General features: G+C 67.7%; 16 protein-coding genes. 4 read left to right on the top strand and 12 right to left on the bottom strand.

Going from position 1 to position 16,432, the window contains the following annotated elements:
- Positions 1-38 precede the first annotated feature (38 nt).
- Both ACAM49_RS05130 and ACAM49_RS05125 read left to right on the top strand, forming a co-directional pair.
- Positions 39-704 (top strand): hemerythrin domain-containing protein, encoded by a 666-nt coding sequence (locus ACAM49_RS05130; RefSeq protein WP_369634283.1) that lies wholly within the window; start codon positions 39-41, stop codon positions 702-704.
- A complete protein-coding gene (locus ACAM49_RS05125; RefSeq protein ID WP_369634282.1) occupies positions 701-1,003 on the top strand; it encodes a hypothetical protein in 303 nt (100 codons plus the stop codon). Before ACAM49_RS05130 ends, ACAM49_RS05125 begins: the two co-directional genes overlap by 4 nt.
- Positions 1,004-1,036: 33 nt before the next feature.
- Here the strand turns inward: ACAM49_RS05125 and ACAM49_RS05120 are convergent, their stop codons facing one another.
- The 6 genes from ACAM49_RS05120 to ACAM49_RS05095 all read right to left on the bottom strand — a co-directional run bounded on the left by ACAM49_RS05120 (position 1,037) and on the right by ACAM49_RS05095 (position 9,007).
- On the bottom strand, positions 1,037-1,759 hold the full coding sequence (locus ACAM49_RS05120) for a hypothetical protein (RefSeq protein WP_369634281.1): 723 nt from the start codon (positions 1,757-1,759) through the stop codon (positions 1,037-1,039).
- 142 nt (positions 1,760-1,901) lie between these two features.
- The gene (locus tag ACAM49_RS05115) at positions 1,902-3,374 is read right to left on the bottom strand and encodes a PepSY-associated TM helix domain-containing protein (RefSeq protein ID WP_369634280.1); all 1,473 of its coding nucleotides are present in this window, start codon (positions 3,372-3,374) and stop codon (positions 1,902-1,904) included.
- Positions 3,375-3,614: 240 nt separating this feature from the next.
- The gene (locus ACAM49_RS05110) at positions 3,615-4,190 is read right to left on the bottom strand and encodes a hypothetical protein (RefSeq protein WP_369634279.1); all 576 of its coding nucleotides are present in this window, start codon (positions 4,188-4,190) and stop codon (positions 3,615-3,617) included.
- Positions 4,191-4,267: 77 nt separating this feature from the next.
- Positions 4,268-5,929 carry an acyl-CoA synthetase gene (locus tag ACAM49_RS05105; protein WP_369634278.1) on the bottom strand — a complete coding sequence of 554 codons (1,662 nt, stop codon included), beginning with the start codon at positions 5,927-5,929 and terminating at the stop codon, positions 4,268-4,270.
- Between the two features lie 202 nt (positions 5,930-6,131).
- Positions 6,132-7,799: an acyl-CoA synthetase gene (locus tag ACAM49_RS05100; RefSeq protein ID WP_369634277.1), complete on the bottom strand. Its 1,668-nt coding sequence runs from the start codon at positions 7,797-7,799 to the stop codon at positions 6,132-6,134.
- Positions 7,800-8,167: 368 nt separating this feature from the next.
- Positions 8,168-9,007, bottom strand: a complete 840-nt coding sequence (locus ACAM49_RS05095; RefSeq protein WP_369634276.1) for an SDR family NAD(P)-dependent oxidoreductase — start codon at positions 9,005-9,007, stop codon at positions 8,168-8,170.
- Between the two features lie 55 nt (positions 9,008-9,062).
- On the opposite strand from ACAM49_RS05095, the gene ACAM49_RS05090 reads away from it, so the two are divergent.
- Positions 9,063-9,854 (top strand): LuxR C-terminal-related transcriptional regulator, encoded by a 792-nt coding sequence (locus ACAM49_RS05090; protein ID WP_369634275.1) that lies wholly within the window; start codon positions 9,063-9,065, stop codon positions 9,852-9,854.
- 25 nt (positions 9,855-9,879) lie between these two features.
- Positions 9,880-10,686, top strand: coding sequence for an SDR family oxidoreductase (locus tag ACAM49_RS05085; RefSeq protein ID WP_369634274.1), 807 nt, complete (start codon positions 9,880-9,882; stop codon positions 10,684-10,686).
- Between the two features lie 5 nt (positions 10,687-10,691).
- Here the strand turns inward: ACAM49_RS05085 and ACAM49_RS05080 are convergent, their stop codons facing one another.
- From ACAM49_RS05080 to ACAM49_RS05055, 6 genes are all read right to left on the bottom strand, one after another.
- Positions 10,692-11,531 carry a serine hydrolase gene (locus ACAM49_RS05080; RefSeq protein WP_369634273.1) on the bottom strand — a complete coding sequence of 280 codons (840 nt, stop codon included), beginning with the start codon at positions 11,529-11,531 and terminating at the stop codon, positions 10,692-10,694.
- A gap of 188 nt (positions 11,532-11,719) precedes the next feature.
- Positions 11,720-12,349, bottom strand: coding sequence for a flavin reductase family protein (locus ACAM49_RS05075; RefSeq protein WP_369634272.1), 630 nt, complete (start codon positions 12,347-12,349; stop codon positions 11,720-11,722).
- Between the two features lie 72 nt (positions 12,350-12,421).
- Positions 12,422-12,724, bottom strand: a complete 303-nt coding sequence (locus tag ACAM49_RS05070; RefSeq protein ID WP_369634271.1) for a putative quinol monooxygenase — start codon at positions 12,722-12,724, stop codon at positions 12,422-12,424.
- A 56-nt stretch (positions 12,725-12,780) separates the two neighbouring features.
- Positions 12,781-13,626 carry a hypothetical protein gene (locus ACAM49_RS05065; RefSeq protein WP_369634270.1) on the bottom strand — a complete coding sequence of 282 codons (846 nt, stop codon included), beginning with the start codon at positions 13,624-13,626 and terminating at the stop codon, positions 12,781-12,783.
- A gap of 127 nt (positions 13,627-13,753) precedes the next feature.
- A complete protein-coding gene (locus ACAM49_RS05060; RefSeq protein ID WP_369634269.1) occupies positions 13,754-14,977 on the bottom strand; it encodes an acyl-CoA dehydrogenase family protein in 1,224 nt (407 codons plus the stop codon).
- A gap of 25 nt (positions 14,978-15,002) precedes the next feature.
- Positions 15,003-16,385, bottom strand: coding sequence for an acyl-CoA dehydrogenase family protein (locus tag ACAM49_RS05055; protein WP_369634268.1), 1,383 nt, complete (start codon positions 16,383-16,385; stop codon positions 15,003-15,005).
- Positions 16,386-16,432 lie beyond the last annotated feature (47 nt).

Here is a 16,432-nt window from a genome sequence, read left to right as displayed (position 1 = left end):
AATGCACAGCAGTGCATTTATCAGAACCGGGGGCTTTCATGAGTTGCGATACCCACGCCATGGTCGTGGTCCATCGAGTCTTCACCCGCGAATTCCGCCTGCTCGGCGAAATCGCCGCGGCCACACCGCCATCCGACGCCGAGCAGATTCGCCGCGTGGTCCGCCACGGCCGCGAGATGCTCACCGCCCTGCACCACCATCACCACTCCGAGGACGAGTTGGTCTGGCCCCGCCTGCGTTCGGCGAGCATCGACCCGGCCCTGGTCGACTCGATGGAATCCCAGCACGGCGCCATCGGCGCGGCCATGGAGGCCGTCGACGCCGCCCTCACCGGCTGGGAATCCGACGGGACCGCGGGGGAACAGGTCACCGTCGCATCCTCGAGGCTGCACGCGGTCCTCGCCGAACACCTCCACGACGAGGAGCAGATCGTGCTGCCCCTGGTAGCCGAGACCCTCACCGAATCCGAATGGGCCGAACTTGGCGAACGCGGTATGGCCTCGCTCCCCAAGCGCCGCGCCCTGGTCTTCCTCGGCCATATTCTCGAGGAAGCCGATCCCATCGAGCGCGAGAACTTCATCCGGGACATCCCGGGCCCGGTCCGCTTCCTCTACCGCTTCCTGGGCGCGCCCGCCCACGCCCGGGAAACCCGCGCCCTGCGGCGCGATCTCACCCCGACCCGCACGGAAAGAGCGGCATCATGACGTATTTGGTCGTCGATCAGCGCGTCGAGGACGTAGAACGTTGGCGCACAGCCTTTTCCAGCGCCAATGACCACCGCCGCCGAGCGGGCGGCGAACTGGCCATGGTCCTCACCGACCCCGCCGACCCCCACCGCATCCTGGTGATCGTCGAATTCGACTCTCCCGAAAACGCCGCCGCCTGGCGCACGCGCCCCAACTCGGAACGCGAATTCGCTGCCGGCGGAGTCATCCCCGACTCGGTGACGGTCCGAGTCCTGGACCGCCTACCGATGCCCACCGGAGCCATCCCGCCGAAATAACGGGGGGTGGGATGGCTCCGGCCGGGCGACTTCCTACTTCGCCACGTTGATCGACGGCTGGTTGATCGTCGTGAAGTACTGGACCGCGGCGGCGATGGCGACCGGGGCGGTGACGAACAGCTGCCCGGCAATGGTGCCGAGGAAGCCGACGGCGGCCGCGCCGATCAGGCAGCCGGTGCCCGCCGCGCCGAGCAGCGGCACGAACATGGCGGCGAGCACGCCCGCGGAGCCCAGGGTCACCAGGCCCGCCGCGCCCACCGCCCCCAGCAGGCAGCCGAGGGCCGCCCCGCCGAGGCCGCCCGCCAGGGTGCCGATGGTGGCGCCCATGGAGAGGGTGCTGGTCATGCGGCTCCAGGCGGCCTGCTCACGCTCGTAGTCCGTCTTCCAGGGCGCGCTGTTCTCGAAGGGGAGGGCGACCGGCTGGTACACCGCGTGCGCGGCGTCGAACTGGGGCGTGAGGGTGGCGACGCGGTCGTGGATGTCGGCGGCGATCGGGAAGACGTAATCGTCCACCCGGAACGACAATTCGGTGCCCGCGACGGTGGTGCCGTCGGCGGCCTTGATCTTCAGGACACCGTTGTCCACCACCAGCGACCCGGCATCGGTGCGGATGACCAGGCCCCGCTCGCCGGCATCGGCGGTGTAGTTGACGACACCCGCGTCGGTGGCGGCGGGTGCGGCGTTCACGGTTCCGGCGGTCACCCCGAGCGCGGTCGTGACGAGGGCGGCGGACACGGCGAACTTGTTGAGCTTCATCAGGATTCTTTTCGTCGGTGCGGGTCAGGGTCCGCACGAATGGACACGGCTCTTGTATGTGCGTGAACCGCGTGAAGATGTGACCGTCCGGCGGCACGGCCCGGAGGCCGTGTCGCTCAGCGGTTTCGAAATCAGGTGTGGATCAGGCGGCGCTACGCAGGCGGGCTCCCACACCCACCAGCACGTCGATCACCAGGAACGCCAGCAGCGGAATGCCGATCATCGGCGCGAACCAGCCGATCACGATCCCGGCCGCGGCCAGCGGCACGAGCAGGATCAGCGGGGCCTGCGCGATGGCCCGGCGCGGCGCCTTGCCGACCGCGAGCCTGGACTCCTTGGTCGGACGGCGACGCCACCACATGAGATAGCCGCGCACGATCACCGTGCCGAGCCCGACCATGACGGCCAGCAGCAACAGCTGGTTGACCAGGCCGAACATCAGACCCATGTGGAACTGGATGCCCCAGTTGGTGAGCTTGGCCATCAGCGGCCAATCGGCGTAGGGCAGCGTGTCGGTGACATTGCCGGTCGCGCCGTCCACCGCGATCGCATCGCGGGTGTACTGGCCGGGGCGGCGCAGTTCCTGGGCGACGAAGGCCATGCCGTCCTTGGCCGGAATGCTGATCTCGATCGGACCGGTCAGGCCATTGGCCCGCGCGACGCCGTAGACGGTGTCGACGAGCGCCGCCTTCCCGGCCGCGGGCATGGGCGCGGCCGCGCCGCCACCGTGGTGATCGTGCTCACCGCCAGCGGACATGGCCGGACCGCCCGTCCCCGGCAGCTTCGCGCTCACCGCGGGCGTGGTCCAGCTCATGGTCTTGCGCAGCTGGGTGACGTTCTCACCCGCGTACTTCGACCAGGTCATGCCGGTCACCGACAGCAGCAGGATCACCGGCAGGATCCAGACGCCCACCACCGCATGCCAATTCAGCGTGCGCGCCCGCGGCCGCGACCGATCCGGGCGCACCAGCCAAGCGGCCGAACGCTTCTCGCGCCGCGCCCGCACCCGCCGGTACCAGAGCACCAGCCCGGCCAGCGCCACCAGCCACATCCAGGAGGCCGCGATCTCGCTGTAGTAGCGGCCGATATCGCCCAGGTGCAGATCCTTGTGCAGCTTGTCGATCCAGGTGCGCATGGGCAGCGCGCCCGAGCTGCCGTAGACGACGCTGTCGCCCACCGGCTGCGCGGTCACCGGGTCGACGAACACCGCGCGCCGCTCGGAGGCGCCCAGCGACGGATCACTGAAGATCACCCGGGTGGTGTCGCCGGTGTTCTGGCCGGGGGCCACCGCCACCAGCGCCAGCTTCGGCTCGACCGTCTGCGCCGCGGCGATCTGCTCCTGCAGCGGTTTGGCCGGACCGGTCGAATCAGTGTGCAGCAGACCGCTGGAGGTGATGTTCTCCAGCGTCGGCGAGATCGCGTACAGCGCACCGGTGACGGCCGCGATCAGGATGAACGGCGCCACGAAGACGCCCGCGTAGAAGTGCAGTCGCAGCATGAGCGCCTGGAAGGCGTTGCCCACGCTCCGTTTCGGAGTCTTACCGGACGGCGGTTCCGTCGTCTGGGTAGGGGAGGACGGCGGTGCCGAGTCGACACCGCTCTCAGTGATTGTCACCAGAGGGTCTTTCGGGTTCGAGGGAACACCCGGGGGACAGCAGGTACAGGGGAAGGACAGCCGAGGCGGTGCGTGGTCCGGGCAGGCCATGACCCCCTCATGGCGCGCATCCGACTGCCACCGGCGCGCACTGCGGTCATGGATTGCCGGGACGCGCATGACACCGCCGCGACGGTCGCGGGCGTACAGCGCAGTTCACACGGACGCGAAAGTCCGTGTGCCCGGATGAAAGTAGGGGAATCAGCCTCGAACGAGCGCGGGTGGACCCCGCGTGCGGAAGACGTCGGCCGCGAAGATGCGCAGCACGACCAGATCCCGGTGCGCGATGGGCAGCCGCGGCGGCCCGGACAGCACCGGCAGCGAAATCGGCAGCGGCAGCGCCCAGGCCAGCACCGTGGTGCCGATCCGATAGGCCGCCTCCGCGCCCAGAATGACGACGGCCGCCACGCACGCGCCCACGATGTGCGCGCCCAGCATGGCCGGACTCCACATCGAGGCGTGGTGGTGCATGTGCATGCTGTGCCCCGGCGAGCCCCACATCATGCTGAAGTGACCCAGCATCTGCCCGCCGATGAGCGCGACCACCAGGCCGAGTGCGGTGCTGCGCAGCGCGTGCACGCTGGCGACCGTCGCGCCGACCGCGGCCGAGGCGGCGATCAGCAGCGTCAGCGGTCCCGATTCCAGGGGCGCGGCCCCCGAGACGAAACCGTGCGCGGCCACCGCGAGCGCCCCGGAAACCGAACCGGCCGCCCCGCCACGCAAAACCGCAGCATCGCTGCGGGAATGCGCCTTGGAGCGGCCGGATCCGATATTCACGCGCTGATAATAACCACGGTTAACTTCACCCCCAATTCGTACCCCGCCGTTAACCGGCGGGGCGCGAACGGCTTTGGCTAGTTCTCGGTGACTTCCATCTCGATCAGCGGCTTGCGCAGCAGTTTCCCGGTGGCGTTGCGCGGCAGCTCGTCGAGGAAGATCACCTCGCGCGGCACCTTGTAGCGCGCCAGGTTCTCCTTCACGTAGTCCTTGATCTCCTGCACGTCGCGCTTGGAGTCCGGGCCCGGAACCACGATGGCGCGCAGGCGCTTTCCGAAGTCGCGGTCGTCGACGCCGACCACGGCCGCCTCGAGAATGTCGTGGCGGTTGGACAGCAGGTTCTCGACCTCCTGCGGGAAGACGTTCTCGCCACCGGAGACGATCATGTCGTCGTCGCGGCCGTCGATGAACAGCAGCCCGTCGGTGTCGAAGTGACCGACGTCTCCGGAGGACATGAGGCCGTCCACGTATTCCTTGGTGCGACCGTCGGTGTACTGCTTGAACGAGTGCCCGTTCTCGATGAAGATCGTGCCGGTCACGTTCGGGGCGGTGATGCGGTTGCGGTTCTCGTCGTAGAGCGCGATGCGGATGCCGACCGGCGGCTTGCCCGCGGTGGTCGGGGCCTTGCGCAGTTCGGCGGGCTGGGCCACGGTCATGACCGCGCACTCGGTGGAGCCGTACACGTTGTAGAGCGAGTCGCCGAAGTAGTCGAGGGTGCGGGTGACGACGTCCGGCGGGATCGCCGAACCCGCGGCGAAGATGACCTTCAGGGTCTCCGACGGCTTGTACTTGGCGAGGGTCTCCTCGGGCAGATCCAGGATGCGCTGCAGCATGGTCGGCACCACGGTCAGGCCCTGCGCGCGGAACTTCTGGATATTGGCCAGCGTGCCCTCGGGATCGAAGCGGCGCTGCTGGAACACGACCCGGTTGCCCAGCGCCAGCGACAGCGTGAACTGCGACAGGCCGGTGGCGTGGAAGATCGGCGCGGCCATCACCACGGTGCTGTTGCGCGGCAACGGAATTCGATCCAGGAACTGGGCCGTGATGAACGGCGAGACCTTGTCGCGCGGGGCGCCCTTCGGGGTGCCGGTGGTGCCGGAGGTCAGGATGACCATGCCGCCCGGCTTCTCCGGCGGGGTGAGCGCGTCGGTGGACTGCCCGGCCGAGACCGACTCGATGGTCGGGATCGACGGGTCCGCGTTGTCCTTGGCGTCGACCCAGGTCAGGATGCGGGGGATGTCGGCCGGGATGGCGGACATGAGGTCGAAGAACTCGCTGTCGTGCAGGACCGCGCGAACCTGTTCGCGCGCGGCCACATCGGTGAACTGCGGCTTGGCGAAGCCGGTGTTCATGAGCACCGCGCGCACGCCGAGCTTGCCGGCGGCGGCCAGGCTCAGCACCATGCCGCGGTGGTCGCGGCAGAGCACGCCGACCACGTCGCCGGGGCCCAGGCCCTGGGCCGCGAGCCCGCGCGCGAAGGCGTTCGACAGCTGATCGAGCTGCTCGAAGGTCAGCTCACCGCCCTCATCGACGATGGCCGCGCTCTTCGGATGGGTATTGGCGCCGTGCACCACCGCACCCGCGAAGGGGCCGAACTTCAGCATGCTGATCGCGGAGCGAGCCGCGATGTCCGGGCGCAGCGGATTGAACAGACCCCCGCGAACCATGGCATTGACACTGAGGGCGGCATCACCCGCCTTGCGTAGAACCGTGCCAGCCGACGAAAGGGCAAGTGACATGGGTACAACCTTCCGCGATCCCCCTGCCGGACGAGTCGGCCGGATGGATCACAACCTCGAGATCCAGTGCGGTGCTAACCCTAGCAAGCACCGGCAGCTCCGGTGTGGCCGAGGTCTCCGTTACCAGCGGTAACGAATAAAGGGCGCAGGTCGTGGCGGGGGCGACACGATTGCCGCCGGATCGCGGAGAGTGGTCGTTGCTCTATATAGAGGTCTCCGCAGCGGGCGGTTGGTACTCGACGAGGACGCGGCGCAGCAGTTTGCCGGTCGCGTTGCGGGGGAGATCGTCGAGGAAGAAGACGTCGCGTGGGACCTTGTAGCGGGCGAGGTTGGCCTTCACGTAGGCCTTGATCTCCTCCGCGGTGAGCTCCGCGCCCGGCTCGGGAACGACGAACGCGCGCAGCCGCTTGCCGAATTCGACATCGTCCACGCCGACCACCGCGGCGTCGAAGACGTCCTTGCGTTCCAGCAGCAGGTTCTCGACCTCCTGCGGGAAGACGTTCTCGCCGCCGGAGACGATCATGTCGTCATCGCGGCCGTCGATGAACAGCAGTCCGCGATCGTCGAAGTGGCCGACATCGCCGCTGGACATGTAGCCGTCGATGATCTCCTTCGTGCGGCCGTCGGTGTAGCCCTTGAACGGCGAACCCGAGCGGATGAAGACGCGGCCGGTCACGTTCTTGGCGCGAATGCGCTTCCCGTCGTCGTCGAACAGCGCCACCTCGCAGGTGAGCGGGGCGCGTCCGGCCGTCCCCGGCGCGACGGTCAGATCCTCGGGGCGCGCGACCGATGCGATCGCGCATTCGGTGGAGCCGTAGAGGTTGTAGAGCACCGGCCCGAACACCTCGGCCGTGCGCACCGACAGCTCCGGGGACAGCGCTGAACCGGCGAGCACGATGCCCTTCAGGGACGAGGTGTCGTAGCGTTGCCGAATCTCCTTGTCCAGCTCCACCATTCGATGCAGCATGGTCGGCACCGCCACCAGCATGTCGGCCCGGTGCTCGGCGATCAGGCGCAGCGTGCGCTCGGCGTCGAAGCGGCGCGCCATCACCACCTTGTTGCCGAAGGCGCAGCCGGCCAGCCAGGTCGCGAAGCCGGTGGAATGGAAGATGGGGGAGACGATGACCATCGTGCCCCGCTGCGGAAAGTCGATGCGGTCCACCATCTGCACGGTCGACAGCGGGCCGGTGCGTTCGCGCGGCGCGCCCTTGGGCAGGCCGGTGGTGCCGGAGGTGAGGATGATGAAGCCGCCCGGCTTCTTGGGCGCGGGCAGCGGGGTCGGCGCGTTGGATTCGATGAGTTCGTCCAGAGTCGTTGCGCCGGAGGGGATCTCGGTGCCCTCATCGACCCAGGTCAGCACCCGGGGCAGATCCTCGGGCAGGGCGTCGAGCAGGCCCAGGAATTCGCTGTCGTGCAGGACGACTCGCACGTTCTCGCGCTCGCAGACCTGCGCGAATTGGGGTTTGGCGAAGCCGGTGTTCATCAGCGCCAGGCGCGCGCCGAGTTTGCCGAGGGCCGCCATGGTGAGGATCAGGCCGCGATGATCGCGCGCCAGCACGCCCACGACGGTCCCGGGTTTCACGCCCTGGCGCTGGAGTCCGCGTGCCAGCGCGTTGGATTGGTCGTCGAGCTGACCGTAGGTCAGCTCGCCGCGCTCGTCGGCGAGGGCGGGCAGGTCCCCGAACTTGCGGGCCGCGCGCCGCACGGCCGTCGCGGGCGGTCCGAAAACCCTTGCGTCCCTCAGTAATCGCACGGTCTCCACCGGCTCGGTCGGATCGCTCAGCCCCAGCTCGCGCAAGCGCTTGAGCCCCTTGAGCGCCTCACCCGTATGCGCCACACGCAGCCGAGTCGAATGCAGAACCGAGGCCATGCCGACCACCTCCGAATCACCGAGCCGCCCGCCGCCCGGACCCGACGGCGGGGTAGCGCCACCGTAACAGCGGCATGTGACCCGAGTTACACATTTTCGGACATATACGGCAACGGTACTGATTCGAAAGGAATGCTCGCCTTGTTAACCTCACCGTCGCTCGGGCGTCATCGTGGTCGCCCAGGCTGCGTGTTTCCAACCCCCGAAATGATGAGGAACCCCCATGGAACTGCTCGCCGTGCTTGCCAACATCGTGACCGCCATGAGCTCCGGAAGCTCGGCGCTGACCGCGCTCTAGGCAACCACTGACGATCAGCCCGCCGAGGGGGTTCGGCGGGCTGATCGCGTTTTCGGAGTGTTTCGGGTGTTCAGGCCTGGTCGAAGCCGGTGTTCAGACCCAGGTGCGCGGTGGCGTCGAGCTCGGCGGCGACGGTGGCCAGCTTGCCGCGAATGGCGCCCACGGCATCCGGGCCCAGTGCCAGGCGCAGCGGCGGATTCGCCTGTCCGACAACCGCGAGCACCGCGGCCGCGGCCTTGTCCGGATCGCCGCTCTGCTGCTGGTCGGAGGCGGGCAGCCCGTCACGGATGGCGCCGACGGTGTCTGCGTAATCCGGGATCGCCGACCCGATGGTCAGCGCGGCCGGATTCGCGAAACCCGTTCGGAATTCACCCGGTTCGACGATCAGCACCTGGATCCCCAGCGGATTCACCTCCGCCGCAAGCGCTTCACTGGCCAACTCCAGCGCCCCCTTGGCGGCGCTGTACACGCCCACACCCGCGAACGACATGAACCCGCCCATACTCGTCAACTGCACAATCGCGCCCCCGCGGCGTTCCCGCATCTGCGGCAGCACCAACTGCGTCAGCCGCAGCGGCCCGAAGAACATCACCTCCATGGCATCGCGCAGATCGGCTTCGGCGGTCTCCTCGATCGCGCCGACGATCCCGTACCCGGCATTGTTGACCAGCACATCGATCCGCCCGGCCTCCTTGACCGCCCGCTCGGCCGCCGCCCCATCCCGCACGTCCAACGCGACAACCTGCACCCGATCCGGATGCGCCGCAACAACTTCCGCCATACTCTCCGGCCGCCGCACCGCCGCGATCACCTCATCACCCGCCCCCAACACCGCCTTGGTGAAGGCAGCTCCGAAGCCGCTGTTCGCTCCGGTGATCAGCCAGCGGCGGGTGTTCTCTGTGTTCGTCATGTCCTAGAGCTTGCCCGCTCGCGGCGTGGTCCGGCATGGCCCAAAGGTGGAATATATGGGGGTGACTGGAGTCCTCACCGATCCCAACCGCCGCCCGCGGCCGCTGCCCGAGGGCGATCCGCTCAGCGCCGAGGACCATCGGCGCGTCATCGGCGTGCTGGAGTCCGTGGATCGCGCCGCGGACCTGACCGAGTTCCGGGAGCGGCTGCTGCTGGCGCTGCGGAACTGGTTCGGATTCACCGGAATCGCGGTGCTGCATGGCGATACGGTCGCCGGGGCCATTCGTCAGGGGTGCGGCATCGAGGGCGGCTACACGCCCGAGTTCCTCGAGGCCTATAACGCTCACTGGATCGATGCGGACCCGCTGCGCGGTGAACCTGTAGCCGAGCTGCTGCGTAGCCGCGGTGTCATCCGGCTGAGCGAGGCGCCCGGCGGGGCCCGCTTCCTCACGGAATTCCTGCGGCCCAACGGGATTGCCGACAAGGCGGTCATGATGGTGGACGGCGGGCCCGCCGGAGTCCTGTTCGTCGGCATGGCCGTCGCCGATTCGCTACGGGTGCCCGAACGCGATCTGGCCGTCCTGCACACCCTGCGCCGCCATCTCGCGCCGCTGGTCACCGAGCAGCTCGCCCGGGACCGGGAGCGTCGGGCCGCCACCGCGCAGTGGCAGCTGACCCCGCGTGAATGGGAGGTCGCCGATCTGGCCGCGCGCGGGCTCACCAATCGGCAGATCGCCGAGCGGCTGTTCATCGGCGTCGACACCGTGAAGAAGCATCTCAGCCGGGTGCTGGCCGAGACCTCCTGTACCAGCCGCACCCAACTGGCCGTCCGTTTCGCCGCCGCCTGAGGCTCAGGGGTCGCAAAATCAGTAGATGAGCGATCTCTTCGATTTCTCCGGCCGGACCGTGTTCGTGGCCGGAGGCACCAGCGGCATCAATCTCGTTGTGGCGCAGGCGTTCGCGCGGGCCGGTGCCTGTGTTGCGGTCTTCTCCCGAACGCCGGACAAGGTCCGCGACGCGGTCGACTCGCTCGGCGAGCACGGTGTCATGGCCCGCGGCTTCGTCGCCGACGTCCGCGACTACGACTCCGTCGCGGCGGGTATCAGCGCCGTCTGCCGTGAACTCGGCCACCTGGATGTGCTGATCTCCGGCGCGGCCGGAAACTTCCCCGCCGCAACGGAATCCATGTCGGCGCGGGCTTTCGCGGCGGTGGTGGACATCGATCTGAAGGGGACCTTCAACGTGCTACGGGCCGCCCGCGAGCACCTACGCACGCCTGGGGCGTCCGTCATCAATATCTCCGCGCCTCAGGCCACCATCCCGATGAACATGCAGGCCCACGCGTGTGCGGCCAAGGCGGGCGTGGACATGCTGACCCGGGTCGCGGCGCTGGAATGGGCGCACGCCGGGATCCGGGTCAACGCGGTGGTGCCCGGTCCGATCGAGGACACCGAGGGGATGTCGCGGCTGGCGCCGACGCCGGAGATGGCGGAGCTGGTCGTGAAGTCCGTTCCGATGGGGCGCTACGGCACGGCGCAGGAGATCGCGGACTGTTGCCTGTGGCTGGCGTCGCCGCAGGCGTCGTACGTGAACGGCGCGATCATTCCCGTCGATGGCGGGTGGTCGCTCGGCGGTGCCTCCGAGGTGTTCACCGCCATGCGAAACCTGCTGGCGGGCTGAGTTTTTCAGTGTCCGCCTGAAGCGATCTTCTTCGGATCGATGAACGCCTGCAACGGCGACAGCTTCGTATAGGTGTCGAGTAGCGCCCGCCCCAGCGCCGCATGCGCCTCGACGACCGGATTCGTGGCCCCGTAATTGTCGGCATCCGGCGCCTGATCGGTGAAGAACGAATACACCACCATCGGCCCGCCATCGGCGTCGAACATGATCCCTGTGTCGTGCCGCTTGTCCTCCGAGGCCCCGTGCTTGGTGGCGAACCGCGCCCGCTCGTCCGACGACATGTTCCGCCGCACCCCGTCCGTATACCCCACCGCCGACCAGGTCATGATCCGCAGCACGTCCTGTGTCGACTGCTTCGACAGCAGCGTCCCCGAAGCCAGCCGATACAGCAGTTCATTGTTCTCCCGAGCCGTTGTGTACCCCAGATAGAACCGGCTGTCCCCGGCGATCGGCACCACCCGGGTCTCCTTGAACCCCAACCGATCCAGCGTCTCGTTGATCTGATCCCCCGACACGAACCGCGACATCAACCGCACCGCGGTGTTGTCCGAAACCTGCAACATCGTGGTCAGCAGATTCGCCACGGTGAGCTGATCCCCGAAGGCCGCCTGATTCAAATACAGCCCACTACCCTCGGCCACCATCTCCGCATCCAGCGTCGTCGTATCCGACAACCGGATCCGCCCCGCGTCCACCTCACTCATCAACGCCGTCATCACCGCCAGCTTCTGCACACTGGCCCCCTCGATCACGAAATCCGCGTCCTCCTCCACCACCGTCTCCGGCGCCCCCGCCCCCAATTCCCTGACCAGACAATGCCACCGCCCACCCGCCAGCTTCGTCACCGCCCGATACTGCGCATCGAACGCGGGCCCGATAACCGGCACTCCAGCCCTCGCCTCCGTCGCCCTTACCATCCCGCCGACGGCAATAGCACTGGCCCCCAATAGCATCCGCCTACTGAATCCACGCACCGCCGAAACCTAGCCGCGCCGATCACATTTCAGCAACCACATCCCGCATAATCCCAGCTCTAACGGGTGGACTGAGGCTGTGGAATCCGCCAGGCCTCGGCCAGCCGGGACGGATGGATTCGGATTCCACCCCCGAAGAACTCACAAAACTTCATGATCAACGGATCCCACCCGACCGAATCGACATGCGCCGTCCCCGGCACAATCAACCCCTCCTCCACATGCGCCCGCACCACCCGCACCGTATGCGCGGTAATCCGCCCGTCCTCATCGAACGCCCGCGACGACACCACCTCGCACTCGAGCTGAATCGGACACTCCGCAATCCGCGGCGCCCCAACGATCTCCGACGCCTCCGGTGTCAACCCCGCAGCCCCGAACTTATCCGGCTCAAACCGATACCCCTTCTCCACCTTATGCGGAGTCATCTCCGGCGACCCACTCAACAACGCCAACCGATCCACCGCCGACACCATCTCGGAAGAAGGCAGATTGAGCACACATTCCCTCTCCCGCAACATGTTCCGCGTGGTCTGAGAGGAGGCGCTCATCCCGAGCATGCCTCGATCCCCCAACCACCACGCCGACGACATAGGCGCGATATTCCCCGTCCCATCCCCATTCCGAGTGCTGATCAACACCACCGGCGTCCCGAAATACAAAACCTTCAAGTCGATCACTCGATGCATGCCTAGAGCCTGCTGCCCTCGCCACCCTCACGCTGGCAGAAATCGGACGTAGCATCCGCCTGCCCGAACTCGCTAGATCCCCTTAGCCGCCAACGGTTCCCCTACCATCAACTCCGCCGTCTCGATGAGCTCGCCCAACACCGGCGCCGCCGCTTCCATGGCGGCACTTCTCCGATGTACCTCGAGAGCCTTCTCATCGGCATAGATCTCCGAAACCCAGAACGACTCCGCATCATCCCGCGCTTGCTGCAGCACGTACAGCAGTGTCCCGCCCTCCTCCCGGGCCTGCTCCACCACCCCTTTCATGGCCGCGACGAACTGCTCGCCCGCCCCCGCCTTGACCCGAACCCGAGAAAGCAACGCCACCTGCGTCATTGAACTCACCTCGATTCAGTAGCTGATTCCATACTCCCAGCCCGCCACGCTGATCGTCAGTCAACGGACGGGATCGGCGGTGTGGCAGGTGCGGAATCCGCACTGCCGTGATTGCTCTCGGGGAGAAGCACGGCGAGGTCGGCCGGCGCGGCGTCCGGAAAGAGTTGCCGCATCGCGATCATGCTCAGAATGCGGTCGCGCTCCGGGCCGGGTGGGAGGCGTGCGGCGACATCGCGAGCAGCCTTGGTGCGCTTGGCATTCTCGACAGCCTTGTCCAGCAGGGCCAGGTTCTCCCGTGCCGCCTTGTCGACATCACCGGCGCGCGCGTAGAACAGCGCGGAGATTCCGGTCGGCAGCGCCCCGCAAATCGTCGTGAACAGCGCGATGTCCCGGCTGCCGAACACGGCCAGGGCGGCAGCGCCCAGCAGCGCCGACACCCCCAGCACGCCGGAGATCAAATACGTCCAGAAGTAGGCCGTGCTCTGCCGCTTCGCACTCCCGATGTACTGGAAGTACTCACGCGCCTGCAGCGAATCGATATTCGGCCGCGGCGGCACTGGAATCGGAGCCTGTCCGTACCCCTGTCCTACCGACCCGGCCTGCGTCGGCTGAGTCAGGGCTGGTGGGACGAACTGCGGTTGAGGCAGGGGCGGTGGCACGAACTGCGGCTGCGCCTGCAGTGACGACTGCGGTCGTGTTACCAATGGCGGTAATACGCTTGTTTCCACCGGATCTCCGCGCAGCACGCCCCATTCCCCGGCTGCCCGCAAAGACCGCTCGGCAGCCTGCTCGAGGGCCTGCCTTCTCGCCTTCCGTGCCCGGATCGTCGCCTGTACCGCCCCGGCCATCGCCGCACCCACCCCGACAACCCCGGCCGCCGACACGATCGCCTCGAACCCCATGCCGCATCCTTACATGTCCGCCCCTCCGGCCGCGATTCGTGATTCCCCGGCCTGCCGACGGGCAGGGTGCGCCAACGAGAAACCGGTGCGAACCGTGAGGTTCGCACCGGTTTTGTTGTGTTGGAATTTACTTCAGCTTGTCGCTGGACAGGCCTAGGACGCGGCGGGCGACGATGAGCTGCTGGATCTGTTGGGTGCCTTCGAAGATGTCGAGGATCTTGGAGTCGCGGCCCCACTTTTCCAGGAGGGTGCGCTGGGAGTAACCCGTGGCACCGGCCAGTTCGACGGCCTTCAGCGTCACATCCGTGCCCATGCGGCCGGCCTTGGCCTTGGACATGGAGGCCTCGAGGGAGTTGGGCTTCTTGTTGTCGGCCATCCAGGCGGCACGCAGGGAGAGCAGGTAGGCGGCTTCCCAATCCGCTTCCAGGCGGAGGAATTCCGCGGCGGCGGCGTGCTGGTTGTTGGCGGGCTTGTCGTAGGAGATCTCGATGCCCGCGTCGGTCAGCACCTGACGCAGCTCTTCCAGGGCGGCGCGGCCGACGCCGACGGCCATGCCGGCGACCAGGGGGCGGGTGTTGTCGAACGTCTGCATGACGCCGGCGAAACCCTTCTCCACGTTGACTTCCGGGGAGCCGAGGATGTTGTCCTTGGGGATGCGGCAGTCTTCGAAGCGGATTTCCGCGGTGTCGGAGGCCTTGATGCCGAGCTTGTGCTCGAGGCGGGACACGGTCAGGCCCTTGGCATCCCGGGGGACGACGAAGGACTTGATGGCGGCGCGGCCGGCGGAGCGGTCCACCGACGCCCACACCACGATGTGGGTGGCGCGCGAGCCCGCGGTCACGAAGATCTTGGTGCCGTTGAGGACCCACTCGTCACCGTCGAGGGTGGCGGTGGCGGTGACCGCCGCGGAGTCGGAGCCGAAGGACGGCTCGGTGATGGCCATGGCGGCCCACACCTTGCCGAAACGCTTGAGCTGCTCGTCGGTGGCGACCGCGGCGATGGCGGCGTTGCCGAGGCCCTGGTAGGGGATCGACAGCATCAGGCCGACGTCGCCCCACGAGGTCTCGAGCGCGTTCATCAGCGCGGACATATTGCCGCCGTTGGTGTTACCCAGCAGCTCGGTGGCGTGCTTGTCCTCGTCGCCGGTGCGGCCGCCGGTGGCGCCGGAGATCTGCTCGGTGCCGGAGTCGGACAGGCCCTCGACCATGGCGGCCATGGTGTCCAGCTCGACCGGGTACTCGTGCTCGGCGAGGTCGTACTTGCGGGACGCGGGGCGGAAGATCTCCTGCGCGACCTGGTGCGCCTGGTTGGCACTGGCCCGCAGCTTCTTGGGGAGTTCGAGATTGATCATGGTTGTCTCCGTGGGGAAGTCGGGGCTAGATGAGGACGATGCCTTCGGCGACGCCGACGCCGCGCAGATCGCGGTACCAGCGCTCGACCGGGTGCTCCTTGGTGAAGCCGTGTCCGCCCAGCAGCTGCACGCCGTCCAGGCCGATCTGCATCCCCTTGTCGGTGGCCAGCTTCTTGGCCAGCGCGGCCTCGCGGGCGAAGGACAGCCCCTGCTCCGCGCGTGACGCACCCCGCAGAGTCACGAGACGAAGACCATCCAGCTCGATCGCCATGTTCGCGACCATGAACGCGACCGCCTGGCGGTGGGCGATCGGCTCACCGAACGCCTCGCGCTCCTTCACATACGGAATCACGTAGTCCAGCACGGCCTGACCGGTACCGATGGCCAGCGAGGCCCAGCCCAGACGGGCCAGCCGCACCGCGTCGGCGTACTCCTCGGCGCGCACCGCACCCTCGGAGTCACCCAGCAGCGCCGTGGTCGGCACCGCCACATTGTTCAGCAGCAGCCGACCCAGGCCCGCGGCCCGCATACCCATGCTCGGATCCGCCTCGACCACAACACCTTCGGTGTTGGACTCGACGATGAAGAAGGTCGGGCGGCCATCCAGCTCGGCGGCCACGATGAACAGTTCCGCGTCACCGGCGGCCGGCACCAGGGTCTTCACGCCGTTGAGGCGGAAACCGCTGGGCGAACGAGTCGCCTTGGTCTTCAACGCGAACGGATCGAACAGCGCCTGCGGCTCGGAGATGACGACCGACGCCTGCGGCACGTTCTCACCCGTGAAGGCGCCCAGGTAGGTCTTCTGCTGCGCGTCGGTACCCCACTGCGACAGCGCGACCGCGACACCGCTGGGCGCCAGGATCGGCAGCGCCAGGCCCATGTCGCCGTGCGCGAGCGCCTCGGCCACCAGCGAATTGGTGACCGCGCCGCGCTCGGACGCCGCGCCCTCGAGCTCCTCGGGCACGTTGATCAGGGTGATGCCCAGCTCGGCGGCGCGCTCGAGCAGATCGCGCGGGGCCTTGGCGGCATTGTCGGCGTCGTAGGCGGCCGGGCGCAGGATCTCGGCCGCGAACTCGCGCACCGTCTCGACGATCATCTGCTGCTCGTCGGTCGGGGTGAGGTCGAAGTAGTCCTTCTTGCGAGACTCGTTGGCGGGCAGCCGCTTCGGCGCGCCACCTCCGGCGACCTTCTCGAACGCGCGGGTCGCGGCGCCGAGCGTGCGGAAACCGGTCTTGGTGCCCTCGTAGGTGAGGCGCTCGATCGGCTTGCGCAGCTTGTACTTCTCGGCGAGTTCGGACCCCGTGATGGTCGTCATGACCCGCATCGCCGCGCCCATCCAGTCGCGTTTGACCGGGTTCAGGCCAACGGCGGAGGTATCCCGCTTCGTTGCGGTGTCTCGAGTGCTCATAATCACCAGTTTTCTATCGAGGAGGTGGGTGATCCTGCCCAGCAATC

It is taken from the genome of Nocardia sp. JMUB6875, assembly GCF_041154655.1.
Classification (GTDB): domain Bacteria; phylum Actinomycetota; class Actinomycetes; order Mycobacteriales; family Mycobacteriaceae; genus Nocardia.
This window is presented reverse-complemented; position numbering and strand designations above follow the sequence as displayed.

What these genes read in the sequence shown, in the direction of transcription:
- ACAM49_RS05100 (WP_369634277.1), bottom strand. Translation starts at nt 7,799, where the DNA reads ATGGCCTCGGTTCTGCATTCGACTCGGCTGCGTGTGGCGCATACGGGT.
- ACAM49_RS05085 (WP_369634274.1), top strand. Translation starts at nt 9,880, where the DNA reads ATGAGCGATCTCTTCGATTTCTCCGGCCGGACCGTGTTCGTGGCCGGA.
- ACAM49_RS05090 (WP_369634275.1), top strand. Translation starts at nt 9,063, where the DNA reads ATGGGGGTGACTGGAGTCCTCACCGATCCCAACCGCCGCCCGCGGCCG.
- ACAM49_RS05070 (WP_369634271.1), bottom strand. Translation starts at nt 12,724, where the DNA reads ATGACGCAGGTGGCGTTGCTTTCTCGGGTTCGGGTCAAGGCGGGGGCG.
- ACAM49_RS05120 (WP_369634281.1), bottom strand. Translation starts at nt 1,759, where the DNA reads ATGAAGCTCAACAAGTTCGCCGTGTCCGCCGCCCTCGTCACGACCGCG.
- ACAM49_RS05055 (WP_369634268.1), bottom strand. Translation starts at nt 16,385, where the DNA reads ATGAGCACTCGAGACACCGCAACGAAGCGGGATACCTCCGCCGTTGGC.
- ACAM49_RS05105 (WP_369634278.1), bottom strand. Translation starts at nt 5,929, where the DNA reads ATGTCACTTGCCCTTTCGTCGGCTGGCACGGTTCTACGCAAGGCGGGT.
- ACAM49_RS05060 (WP_369634269.1), bottom strand. Translation starts at nt 14,977, where the DNA reads ATGATCAATCTCGAACTCCCCAAGAAGCTGCGGGCCAGTGCCAACCAG.
- ACAM49_RS05075 (WP_369634272.1), bottom strand. Translation starts at nt 12,349, where the DNA reads ATGCATCGAGTGATCGACTTGAAGGTTTTGTATTTCGGGACGCCGGTG.
- ACAM49_RS05130 (WP_369634283.1), top strand. Translation starts at nt 39, where the DNA reads ATGAGTTGCGATACCCACGCCATGGTCGTGGTCCATCGAGTCTTCACC.
- ACAM49_RS05125 (WP_369634282.1), top strand. Translation starts at nt 701, where the DNA reads ATGACGTATTTGGTCGTCGATCAGCGCGTCGAGGACGTAGAACGTTGG.
- ACAM49_RS05095 (WP_369634276.1), bottom strand. Translation starts at nt 9,007, where the DNA reads ATGACGAACACAGAGAACACCCGCCGCTGGCTGATCACCGGAGCGAAC.
- ACAM49_RS05065 (WP_369634270.1), bottom strand. Translation starts at nt 13,626, where the DNA reads ATGGGGTTCGAGGCGATCGTGTCGGCGGCCGGGGTTGTCGGGGTGGGT.